The sequence below is a fragment of the uncultured Murdochiella sp. genome (assembly GCF_902488755.1).
Classification (GTDB): domain Bacteria; phylum Bacillota; class Clostridia; order Tissierellales; family Peptoniphilaceae; genus Murdochiella.
Map to the genome: position 1 here is coordinate 1 of NZ_CABTXF010000039.1, position 11647 is coordinate 11647.

9 protein-coding genes are annotated in these 11647 nt (G+C 48.3%); 4 read left to right on the plus strand and 5 right to left on the minus strand.

Going from position 1 to position 11647, the window contains the following annotated elements; genetic code table 11:
• Positions 1-267 precede the first annotated feature (267 nt).
• Positions 268-708, plus strand: coding sequence for a cytidine deaminase (cdd, locus tag RDL68_RS04935; protein WP_308540572.1), 441 nt, complete (start codon positions 268-270; stop codon positions 706-708).
• A 61-nt stretch (positions 709-769) separates the two neighbouring features.
• Here cdd and mgtE read toward each other — a convergent pair whose 3' ends face one another.
• The 4 genes from mgtE to RDL68_RS04955 all read right to left on the minus strand — a co-directional run bounded on the left by mgtE (position 770) and on the right by RDL68_RS04955 (position 5702).
• Positions 770-2119 carry a magnesium transporter gene (mgtE, locus tag RDL68_RS04940; protein ID WP_308540573.1) on the minus strand — a complete coding sequence of 450 codons (1350 nt, stop codon included), beginning with the start codon at positions 2117-2119 and terminating at the stop codon, positions 770-772.
• Positions 2120-2485: 366 nt separating this feature from the next.
• Positions 2486-3955, minus strand: coding sequence for a thioether cross-link-forming SCIFF peptide maturase (scfB, locus tag RDL68_RS04945; RefSeq protein WP_308540574.1), 1470 nt, complete (start codon positions 3953-3955; stop codon positions 2486-2488).
• Positions 3956-3971: 16 nt separating this feature from the next.
• Complete coding sequence (scfA, locus tag RDL68_RS04950) at positions 3972-4118, minus strand: six-cysteine ranthipeptide SCIFF (protein WP_308540575.1); 147 nt, start codon at positions 4116-4118, stop codon at positions 3972-3974.
• Between the two features lie 84 nt (positions 4119-4202).
• Positions 4203-5702, minus strand: coding sequence for an aminotransferase class I/II-fold pyridoxal phosphate-dependent enzyme (locus RDL68_RS04955; RefSeq protein WP_308540576.1), 1500 nt, complete (start codon positions 5700-5702; stop codon positions 4203-4205).
• 210 nt (positions 5703-5912) lie between these two features.
• Here RDL68_RS04955 and RDL68_RS04960 point away from each other — a divergent pair, with 210 nt between their 5' ends.
• Genes RDL68_RS04960 through RDL68_RS04970 form a run of 3 tightly spaced genes read left to right on the plus strand, consistent with a single transcriptional unit; the run spans position 5913 to position 10816 of the window.
• Entirely contained in the window at positions 5913-7748 is a 1836-nt protein-coding gene (locus tag RDL68_RS04960) for an ABC transporter ATP-binding protein (RefSeq protein ID WP_308540577.1), read from the plus strand.
• On the plus strand, positions 7745-9592 hold the full coding sequence (locus RDL68_RS04965) for an ABC transporter ATP-binding protein (protein WP_308540578.1): 1848 nt from the start codon (positions 7745-7747) through the stop codon (positions 9590-9592). Before RDL68_RS04960 ends, RDL68_RS04965 begins: the two co-directional genes overlap by 4 nt.
• The gene (locus tag RDL68_RS04970; protein ID WP_308540579.1) at positions 9593-10816 is read left to right on the plus strand and encodes a hypothetical protein; all 1224 of its coding nucleotides are present in this window, start codon (positions 9593-9595) and stop codon (positions 10814-10816) included.
• A 76-nt stretch (positions 10817-10892) separates the two neighbouring features.
• Here the strand turns inward: RDL68_RS04970 and RDL68_RS04975 are convergent.
• Positions 10893-11647: solute carrier family 23 protein (locus tag RDL68_RS04975; protein ID WP_308540580.1), on the minus strand; the 755-nt coding region annotated here is incomplete at its 5' end.

Here is an 11647-nt window from a genome sequence, read left to right on the forward strand (position 1 = left end):
TCAAGCAGAAGACGGCATACGAATGATGCGATTGATCCGGCTGTGGGGCTTTACGTGTGGAAAAAAGTTGGGGATGCGGTTCATAAAGGGGATGTTTTGTTTACCGTTGAGGCTAACGATGAAGAAAAGGGCAGAGAAGCCATTGTCTTGGCGAAATCCGCTTATTCCTTTACACGTAATTCCGTCGCTTCTGCGCATACTCCCATATATGCAATAGTGCGAAAAGATGGCGTAACCCTCATGAAGCAGGATGCATAAGGAGACAACATGCAAAAGTGGACAAGACAAAACTGCCCTCAAAAAGCATTGGTAGACGCTGCAGAAGAAGCATTGGCGAATGCCTATTCGCCGTATTCGCATTTTCAGGTCGGGGCAGCGCTCTTAGATGAGCATGGCGTCATTTGGAGCGGATGTAATATTGAGAATGCGGCCTTCTCACCCGGCACCTGTGCCGAACGCACAGCGCTGTATAAAGCGGTTTCAGAGGGAGCGTGTTCCTTTCAGGCGATTGCCATTGTCGGACGGCACGAAGGAGAAAGAAAGCTCACCGACGCATTCACAACCCCTTGTGGCGTTTGCCGACAGGCGTTAAGTGAATTTTGCGCGAAGAAGATGCCGGTATTTTTAGCCAATGGGGAAGATTGCGTCATCGAATATACATTGGACGAATTGCTACCGCATTCCTTTGGTCCGGAAGATTTGTCGTGATGTAGAAAACAAATGAAAAAAGACCTCCTTCTCGGTGTAAGCGGGAAAGAGGTCTTTTTTGTTAGAGATGTAAGATGGCTTTTGCCAAGAGAAAGAAAACAATCAATCCGCTGGCGTCAATGATAGTCGTAATGAGCGGAGCAGCCATTAATGCCGGATCTACGCCGATGCGTTCCGCCAATAGCGGAAGCATACCTCCCAGAAGTTTAGAAAAGAGAACGATCGTCATGACTGCTAAGCCGACGACGATGCCCACAACGGGATCGTTTGGCGGAAATAGAGCGACGCGCAGAAAGGAGAGAAGCCCCAGTACGAGACCTACGCAGAGTGCTACGCGAAATTCTTTCCAGAGAACGCGAGGCGCATCTTTCCTATCAATATCTCCGGTCGCCAATCCGCGAATGATGAGCGTTGAGCTTTGCGCACCGGTGTTTCCGCCGGTATCGGTAAGCATCGGGATAAAGGTCACAAGAATGGGCAAGGTCAAGAAGGCATTCTCGAAAGAGCCTAAAATCAAACCATTGAGCATTCCGGAGAGCATAAGGAACAACAACCAAGGTAGCCGGCTTTTTGCCATATCCCACACGCTGGTATCAAAATACTCTTTGTCATTCGGGTTAATCGCCGCCATGATTTGAAAGTCTTCGCTTGCCGCCTGTTCCGAGATATCCAACGCATCGTCCGCTGTAATGATACCGACTATGCGTGACTCCGAATCAGTAACTGGCAGTGCGCTAAAGTCGTAGCGGGAGATGACATCGAGCGCATCTTCCTGATCGGTATCCGTAGTGACGGAGATGACATGATCGTGCATCACGTCCACGATATTTTGCTCATCGTCTGCGGAGAGAAGTTCCCGAACCGACAGAACACCCAGGAGTTTCAAATCTTTACTGGTAACATATACTTCGGAAAAAGAATCCAAAAGGCGTTTTTCATGGCGAATCTTATCAATCGCTTCGCGCACCGTCATGAGAGGATAAATCTGGATAAATTCGGCGCTCATGACGCTGCCAGCGGATTGATCGCTATACTTCAGAAAGCGATTGAGCTGTTCCCGTTTTTGCGGCGTAGCCGTCTGCAAAACAGCACGCACCGCATTGGCAGGCATTTCTTCCAGTAGGTCAACAGCGTCGTCCACGTAAAGACCGTCGAAGATAGACGCTGTCTGCGATGTGGTAAACAGCGCCACTAAATCCAATGCGCGCGGTACGCTTAAATACGAAAAGACATGCGCCGCTTTATCTTTCGTCATAAAACGAAAAAACATGGCGGCTTCTTCTGCCGGCTCTTCCTCTAAAATTGTCGCCACGTCCGCAGCGTGCATATCTTCAATATGCTGGCGGACCCCGACGACATCTTTTTTTTCAATTAGTTCATTGAGCTTCTCTACAAAAGTTTTATTTTCCATTTTGCACCTCCGTCATGGTACGCACGGCAATGCAAACGTCTCCTACCCAATAGGGAAATGAGCGCCTTTCTCAGCGCAGAAAAACAAGAAGAGAAAAAGAAGGCTTCTCTTCGGAAAGGCGTTCATTCATCGAACTTCGAGGTTCAGTCGGCGGCGTTTCTGCATTGTCTGAATGGTTCACAGGTCCCATGTTGAACTCCTTTCTTCTTGAAAATGAATGGACGCGATGCGCCCTATCTTTTATTTTAGGCACTATCCCGAAAAATGGCAAGAAAAAGAAGCGCTTTTCTTTTTTAATGCAGAAAAGCGTTCCCGGTTGTTATGATAAAAAGGCAGCCCATCCAATAGTGGTTTACCCGGAAAGAATTATTCTTGTCTGGAAAGCGCCTGATCCGCCTGAATAGCAAGCGCACATTCCATACGTTTGCGGAAAAGTGTACAACTAAACGGAACGGTTCCCGTGAGGGAGCCGGAAGCGTGCCACGCATTGGCAGCGCATCCGCCGGAACAGTAGAGTTTTGCCCAACAGTCACTGCATTCAGGATGAGAATAGCAATTGCATTCCTTAAAAGGTTCGGTTACGACTGGATTGGTAATGCCATCGAAAACATTGCCCACGATAAATTGTTCTTCACCGACAAACTGATGACACGGGTACAGATCCCCCTGTGGAGTGACCGCCAAATATTCAACGCCACTTCCGCATCCGGAGATGCGTTTATGAATACAAGGTCCGCCTTCTAAATTCATCATGAAATGGTAGAACACGAAGGGGTGATCCGTCGGCGCAAGATCGTCAACAGAATTGCCTTGTCGGACAGCGTTTCGGGCGAGACGATTTCGGCGAATCATTTCCGATGCGAGTTTATCGTATTCATTAAGAAGCATTTTCGTATCTTCGGAACTAAGCATGTAAGGCTCATTGGCATCGCCAATGACCGGCTCCATGGAAAGACGATAGAATCCGAGATTTGCCATGTGCAGCACATCCTGATAAAAATCCACGTTATTCTTAGTGAAGGTGCCGCGCATATAGTATTCTTTTTCGCCGCGCCGTTCGACAAAGGCATGAAAACGCGGAACAATGCGATCGTAGCTTCCTCGACCGTCAATGGTGTGACGAAGGCGGTCATGCACTTCCTTTCGTCCATCTAAAGAGAGGACAACATTGTGCATTTCTCGGTTCAGGAATTCGGTTACTTCGTCATCTAACAACATGCCGTTCGTGGTAAAGGTGAATCGGAATTGTTTTCCTGTTCCCGCTTCTCTTTTACGGGCATACGCTACGGTATCTTTGACCAGCTGCCAATTGAGCATGGGTTCCCCGCCAAAAAAATCAATGTCTATTTTTTTATGGGGACCAGATGCTTCTACTACAAAGTCGATGGCGCGTTTAGCCACCTCCATGGTCATCAGGGCACGCTCGCCGTGATACTTTCCTTGGCTGGCAAAGCAATAGTCGCAATCTAAGTTGCACGTATGCGCAACGTTCAGACAAAGCGCTTTGACATAGGTTTTTCGGTCGCGCAATTGGAAGGACAGATTCGCATAGGGATCTTCGGTAAAAAGGCGTTTTTCTTCAATCAGTGTTGCCAGATCCGATAGTGCTTCATCCACCTCATCCGCGGTAAAGGAAGGAAATGCTGTCAGAATGCGTGTTTTTGCCGTCTTTTGTGTATCGTCATCCAGACCTTGTTCGGGAAAAAAAACTTTTTCTTTTTGTAACGTTTCTAACACACCCAATAAAGCAAAAGAAAGGTCGTCTAAAATATGAACCGCGCCGGAATAGACATCCAGCGCGATTTTATATCCTTGCGATTGAAAAAAATGAATCATTCGTACTTGTCGTTCCTTATTTCGACGCCTGTTCGCAGTCTTGGTTCGCAATGCCGCAGGACGTTTTGCACGCCGACTGGCAAGAGGTCTGGCATTCGCCGCATCCGCCCTCTTTGGCGCTCTTTTGAAGATCACGGGTTTGCAAACTGATAATATGTTTCATCTTGTCCTCCTCAGGATCATGACCGCTGGTCAATTGGTTTTCCCATTCGGGTTTCTTCTATTTTACGTTCGTGTAGGCAAAGCGTCAACCGGGTAATGCTGTCTCTGTTTCATCCGTAATGGATTCAGCAAGTTCTGCGCCGACGACATACAGAGAGAGTTTCTGGAAAGGAAGCCCTTCAGGACGCCGATCGGTACGTAACCGCACGCCGCGCGACGCCATCCCTTGTAAGGCATCTAAAGTGCTTTGACGGATTTGTTCACCGGGCATCAAAAGAGGAATGCCGGGGGGATAGGTCCATAAGGCTTCTGCCGCAACATATCCTGCCGTATCGGAAAGCAACACATCCGATTTGGGTGCTCGACGCGCCTGGGCAATCGAGAGAATCTGCACAGGTAACGAGGGAAGTGTGGAGACCGGACGCTTTTTCGGTGTTTTGAAAAGCGTGGCATCAATTTTCAAGATGGCATCTACGAGAGAGGGGAAAATCGTCGGGTCATCGCCAATAGAAAGCAGGAGGAGAACATGTTCTGCCTGCGCCATTTCTGGTTCAAACCCTTCTTTTCGCAATCGAGATGCCAGCTGTGGACCAGAAACAGAGGCCTGTGCTGTGGAAAGGACAACGCGGAAGGGGTCACTGGGAAGAACGACCCTCTGTGCATTAAAATCCATCCACTCCAGAACCGTAAGAGTACGTAAACGCCTTGCTGCTGCAAGCCAGGCATCAAGGACTTCCTGATGCCGCCGGATGCCTTCTTTTGCCAATGTTCGCAAACAATGATCGATCGATGCGAGGAGAATATGCGAGGGCGAACTGGTCTCAAAAATAGAAATGGCGCGGGAAAGCTCTGTGCAATCCACGCTGCTTGCGGCATGAACCAGCGCAGCCGGTGTCAACGCGGGCAAGGTTTTGTGCAGACTTTCGACGACGAGATCGGCTCCATCCATAACGGCATCGGTAAAATGTGGTAGAAAGCCTGCCAGATAGCGCAAATGTGCGCCATGCGCCTGATCAACCATGAGCTTGGCACCATGAAGATGGCAGAGCTCGGCGATGGCACGAATATCGCAGCGTTGGCCTTCAAAAGTAGGCGAGGTGAGCAATACCGTTTTAATGTCCGGAAAAGCATCCAAAGCCGCTTGTACCTGTTCCGGTCGAATGGGACCGGGAATGCCCGGTGGCAATACATCCGGCATGAGGTATACCGGCTTGAGATGAAGCAGTTCCACCGCATGATATAGACTCTGATGGCTTGCACGGGAAAGAAGAATCGCGGAGCCGGGCGGACAAAGCGTGTACATCCCGGCAAGATTCCCGCCTGTAGAGCCCTGAACGGAGTAAAAAGAAGCGGCAGCGCCTACCTCTTTTGCCAATTCTTGCAGTCTTTTACGCAAGGCGGCATCCGGATGGTGAAGATCCCAAGTCCCCTCAATTTCGGTTACATCCAGCCCATAGGGAAGCTCTTGACCATAACGGGGATTTCGTTTGTGCCCTGGCATATGAAGAGGATAGAGCCCGTTCTTGCGAACGTCTCTTAGCGTATTTAAGTATTCGTTCGGCTCTTGTGGACCATGCTGTTCCATATATCTTCCTTCTATTGCACAATGCCTTGTTTTTCGCCCCATGGCGGAAGTTCTTGATTTTCTTGCCAGTGTCCTTTTGCGTTATAACGTTTCTTTTATAAGAAGAAAACCGTATAATGGGAAGGACAGTAGCGATCCGTCTGTCAACGGCATACGTAGAATTATACCGTGTATTCTCTTTATGTTGGATTTTTTCCGAAAGGAGGCGACATGCGCGAATTCAAAACGATTTTTCCTTTTTTCAAGGAAAATCGCCGTCACTATCTATTCGGTATTTTCATGCTCATTTTGGTAGATGCTGCCGGTTTGTACAGCCCACAAGTGATTCGCCGCTTTGCGGATTTGGCGCAGGCCGGTCAACTGACCGAACGGTTAATTCTCGAACTCGTGGTATGGATTTCCGGCTTAGGGCTCTTTATGTCGTTGGGACGCTACTTTTGGCGCAATGCGATTTTTGGTGCCGGAAGACGTCTTGAATACTGGTTGCGCGATAAGTTGTTCCGTCATTATTTACATCAAGATCAGCGCTTCTTTACTGACCATACCACAGGGGATTTGATGGCACACGCCACAAATGACGTAGTTATGGTGGGGCAAGCGATGGGCGGTGGCGTCATGATGTTAGTGGACAGTCTGTTTATGACCGCCTTTACGGTAATTATGCTTGTTTCCACGATTGGCGTAGGCAACGCATTAGTGGCACTCGTTTCGTTACCGTTTCTCGCTTTTGTTATTGCCAAACTGATGGGACCCATACATAGAAGAGGACGTGCGCTGCAAAATGCATTTTCCGACCTGACCAGTGAAACAGAAGAAAACTTATCGGGAATGCGCGTGATTAAGGCGTGTGCTATCGAAGACAACCGCAGCGCATCCTTCCGTTCGGTCAATAGAGATTATGCCAAAAAGTTTATCCGCTGGAGTTTGGTGGATATGCTCTTTGATCCTTCTGTTACGTTGATTTCGGGTTTGAGTTTTGTCGTTTTTATTCTCTACGGCGCTTTGCAGATTCGACGTGAAGTGCTTACGATTGGTGCATTTGTAGCGACTATAGAATATTTGAATATGATTGTTTGGCCGCTCATTGCCATGGGCATGATTGTTTCTCAATTTCAACGAGGGGCATCTTCTATGGCACGCTTAAATGAACTTTTCCGCATACGCTCGACGGTTGAGGAAGTCCACAATCCGGTAGAAGACGGGGAATGGAAAGGTGAGGTGGAATTTCGCCATGTATCCTTCCGTTATGCGCCGAACCTTCCCTGGGTGTTGCAGGATATCAATTTTACGCTTCATCCGGGAAATTCACTGGCGATACTGGGCAAAACAGGGGTCGGCAAATCGACCATCGTTCAACTTTTGCTTCGTCGTTATGATGTGACGGAAGGGCAAATTCTCGTGGACGGTGTGGATATTCGGCAGTGTTCTTTTGCCCGTCTCTACCAGACATTCGGGGTGGTGGCACAGGAGAGCTTTCTCTTTTCTCGCAGCATTGCGGAGAATATTGCCTTTGGCGGCGAAGAGGAGAATCTAAAAGCGGTAATAGAAGCGGCGCGTTTTGCGCAGGTGGATAAAGACATTGAAGGAATGAAAGAGGGTTATGACACTGTAGTGGGCGAACGAGGCGTAACCCTTTCCGGTGGACAAAAACAGCGAATTTCCATCGCTCGCGCATACTATCGCAATGCGCCGATTTTACTATTGGATGATGCACTCTCGGCTGTGGATACCGAGACAGAAAGTCGTATTTTAGCCGGCTTAAAAAAGCATAAAAAAGGAATCATCATGATTAGTCAGCGCATATCGACCGTGCAGCATGCTGACGAGATCATCGTGGTGGAAGAGGGGACTATCACCCAGCGAGGAAACCATGAGCAATTAGCGAACGAAAGCGGCTTTTATCGTGAACTTTATCATCGACAGCTGTTGGAAAGTCAAATGGATGGAGTTAGTAAGAAGGAGATCGCTTTTTCCTCTGCATCTCGTTCTACGATAGGTCCTTCATCGATAATGCAGAACTCGACGACGGGAAGGGGGAGCGAATGAAAAAGAAACAAACACCTCTTCGTCGTCTTGCCGGCTATGCCAAACCCTACATAGGTTGGTATGCGCTCATTTTTATCACCATGCTATTGAGTACCGCTGTGGTATTGCTTCGCCCAAAGATTATTCAAGTCTTAATTGATGGCCCGCTTACCGCTTTACAGATGCCCGGCTTATCTTCCAACGAAGCGGATGCGCAAATGACCTCTGCGGTGCAGTTGGGATTACTTTATCTCGCGACCATCGTATTTCACTTTTTTGTGATGTATGCGGCAGGAATGTTAACACAACGTACCGGTGTCTATATCGTGACGGATATGCGCCAGCAAATCTATGATCATGTTTTGCGCCTGCCGATGACCTATTTCGATCATCATGCCATCGGCAGCCTTGTTACCCGTGTTACAAATGATACGGAGTCGGTTTTAGACCTATATACCTACGTTTTGACGAATCTGTTCCGCAATTTGGTGCTGTTTTTTGGTATTCTGGCGATGCTTTTTTCTTTGAATCTGCGCCTGGCGATCTTGGTGACGCTTCTTACCCCCTTTGTCATGCTCATTTCCGTGATCTTTCAGAAGCGCATTCGCGTGGTATACGACAAACAACGCGCGATCCGCTCGCTCATCAACACCAAATTAGCGGAGAACATCAACGGAATGAGTGTTATTCAGACGTTCTTTCGGGAAAAGAAGATTTACGACGAATTTGATGAGACGAACCAGTCCTATTACCGCGCATCGCGCAGGGAAGTTAAATACTACAGTATTTATCGTCCTGCCATTGAGGTTGTGCGAACGGTTGGCTTAGCGTTGCTTTTCTGGCTGGGCGGCGGAGCGCAGATACGAGGGGCAATAACCTTCGGTGTGCTCTATGCCTTTATTAATTACCTGCAGCGGCTGTTCATGCCCATCCAGGAGATGGCAGAACTCTTTAATGTGATGCAATCGGCATTCTCGTCCTCCGACCGCTTATTCAAGCTCTTAGATGCTCCAGAAGAACCGTATCTGATGGGAAAACAGGTGGGAAAACATGGCTTTACAGGGAAAATTGAATTTCGTCATGTTTGGTTCCGCTATCCTAAACCGGAGAGTACAACGGAGAAAGAGGATGCGCATGACGTATCGCCCGTAACGTCACCGACACAGGATCAAGAAATGCCTTGGGTTTTACAAGATGTTTCGTTTACTATTGCGCCGGGGCAATTTGTTGCGTTCGTCGGAGCAACCGGTGCCGGAAAGAGTACAATTCTCAGTCTCCTTGCTCGGTTTTATACCGTCGAACGAGGAGAAATTCTGTTAGATGATGTCAATGTCAACGACTATGATTTAGTTTCGCTGCGCCGCGCCTTGGGCATTGTGCAGCAGGACGTCTTCCTATTCAAGGGAGACATCCTCGGCAACATTACGATTGGTCGTCCAAATGTTGATCGCAGACAGGCGATATGGGCAGCCGAGTTGGTGAATGCGAACAGTTTTATCGAACGTCTGCCAAAGACCTATGATGAGCCTGTCGTAGAACGCGGAGCGACACTTTCTGCCGGACAACGCCAGCTACTATCCTTCGCCCGCACCATTGCAGGGGATCCGTCTATCTTGATTCTGGATGAAGCTACGGCGAATATTGATACAGAAACCGAACAGTTGATTCAGAATGCTATTCAGAATATGGCGAAGAATCGAACGATGTTAGCTGTCGCACATCGCATTTCTACCATTGCTGGGGTGGACCATATCATCGTCATGCACCATGGGCGTATCGCAGAACAGGGAACGAAAGAGGAATTGATTGCGCAGAATGGTTTGTTCCGCGTGCTTTATGAGTTGCAATATGGACAGGAGGAATAAATGCCGAATGAAAAGGAAATGACTTCTCAGGTGAGCGTGAAGTTTTTTCAGCAACAAAAAAACTTGGCATATCACATTGCCTATTCCTTGACACATGAGGAAAGTCGTGCGGAAGAAGTGGTTCGCGAGGTGATGGGCATCCTTCACGAGTGTGGCGTGATGGATGGTGAGTGGACGAAAGAGGAAAAAAAGGCAATTTTGGCTTTGGTAACACGTCATCGCGCGCTTGTTGCTGCCAGAGCAAACCGTTCACAGCAACCGATGGAACGGCATGAGGATGTGGCGATTCCCTCCCTCGTGGGAGATGCGGAGGTCAGTGTCTTTGGTGAGCAGATTGCGCGTATTCCCGAACGTGACCGCATCGTATTACAATTAAGCATCCTGTTTTCGTTGTCCGACGAACGCATTGCTTCTCTATTACGCATGAAACGAAGCGCGGTGATTTCTCGTCGAACACGAGCGCTTGCGTTTATTGGGGCAGAAAACAATCTTTCCTCTACCCAACAGCAGGAACTTTCGCAATATCCTTCCTTTGTTACGGCGCTGCATCTTTTGCTGAAGAGCTACATCAATTCTGTTGAGGCGGTATCGCATTTAGATACGCATATCTTCGCGCCAGAAAGGGAAGAACAAATTCTCAACGACCTGCAAGGGAATATTCTTTACCATCGAGCAATGAATAAGGTTTCACGTTTGCGGGAGTCGCAGAATCGTATTCTTCTCTTAGTCGGTGCGATCATGATTGCAGTAATCCTCGTTTTTGTTGTTCTCCAGGCGCTGGGACATTCGGGAGAACACCGTCGTTTTGAAATTGAAGAATCCACGCTTTCCTCAGAAGAAACTTCCTCCATTGCGGAAGATGTGACGGAAATTCGCCAAGTGAAGCGCGCACATGCGGCATATTATAAAGATCGCATTCTTTTTCTGGATGAAAAAAGCGGCATTCTTTATGAAGCCAAATTGGGATCTCCCGTTCGTGCATTATTGAATTTGCGCGATGCGCTTACAGAGGCATACGGCATTGAGCATATCGGATACCAGGATGGACGCATTTATCTTGCTTTTGTGGATGGTCGAGGCGGTCATGTGGATGGCAATCCACCAACGCTCACGATGGAAGAATACTGGGTGGAATCTTGGTTTTCACAGCAGGAGAAAGCGCCTGCGGCAAGCAAAATCGTCGTGGACGGCATTGAATATCAATTACAGCAGGGGGAGAATTAAATACAGGCAATGTAATCAAGTAAAAAAGAAGCCATCCGCGTGAATGCGGATGGCTTCTTTTTACTTCGAATGGCTTTTATTTGCTGTCCTTCGATCCTTTTTTGGTAATACCGGAAAAGTTTACGCCCGTATCTTGTGGAGCGTCCTCCTTGAAATCATAATCTTTTCCGGGCAGCAAGGCATTGAGGAAAATACCTAAAAGAGCGGCAATGGCAAGACCGGAAAGAGAAACGGTTAGGCCGCCTACGCTGAACTGTAATCCCGGATGTTCTCCGGTAAAGCCGAGAGCGGAGACGAAAATGGCAGCAGCGACAATCAGATTTCGGCTGTTCGTAAAATCCACGTGATTTTCAACCAAATTGCGGACACCGATGGCGGAGATCATGCCATAGAGAATAAGGGAAACGCCGCCGATAATTGCGGTGGGAATAGAACGGATAAAACCGCTTACCACGGGGAAGAAGGAGAGCAGAATGGCGAAAACAGCAGTAATCTGCATGACCTTGGGATCATAGACGCGCGTTAGCGCCAGAACGCCGGTATTCTCGCCATAAGTGGTGTTAGCAGGACCACCAAACGCCGCGGCAAGAGAAGTGGCAAGACCATCGCCGAGAAGAGTGCGATGCAATCCTGGATCTTGGATATAGTTCTTACCGACGGTAGCACCAATGGCGGTAATATCGCCGATATGTTCCATCATTGTCGCCAGGGATATGGGCATGATGGTGATAATCGCGGAGAGATCAAATTTCATGAAGGCTTCCGGATGCAGAGGAAGCGCAATGGGTGCCGCCTGTGTAATCGTTGTAAAATCTACTCGATTCAGTATCA

What these genes read in the sequence shown, in the direction of transcription:
- cdd (WP_308540572.1), top strand. Translation starts at nt 268, where the DNA reads ATGCAAAAGTGGACAAGACAAAACTGCCCTCAAAAAGCATTGGTAGAC.
- mgtE (WP_308540573.1), bottom strand. Translation starts at nt 2,119, where the DNA reads ATGGAAAATAAAACTTTTGTAGAGAAGCTCAATGAACTAATTGAAAAA.
- scfB (WP_308540574.1), bottom strand. Translation starts at nt 3,955, where the DNA reads ATGATTCATTTTTTTCAATCGCAAGGATATAAAATCGCGCTGGATGTC.
- scfA (WP_308540575.1), bottom strand. Translation starts at nt 4,118, where the DNA reads ATGAAACATATTATCAGTTTGCAAACCCGTGATCTTCAAAAGAGCGCC.
- RDL68_RS04955 (WP_308540576.1), bottom strand. Translation starts at nt 5,702, where the DNA reads ATGGAACAGCATGGTCCACAAGAGCCGAACGAATACTTAAATACGCTA.
- RDL68_RS04960 (WP_308540577.1), top strand. Translation starts at nt 5,913, where the DNA reads ATGCGCGAATTCAAAACGATTTTTCCTTTTTTCAAGGAAAATCGCCGT.
- RDL68_RS04965 (WP_308540578.1), top strand. Translation starts at nt 7,745, where the DNA reads ATGAAAAAGAAACAAACACCTCTTCGTCGTCTTGCCGGCTATGCCAAA.
- RDL68_RS04970 (WP_308540579.1), top strand. Translation starts at nt 9,593, where the DNA reads ATGCCGAATGAAAAGGAAATGACTTCTCAGGTGAGCGTGAAGTTTTTT.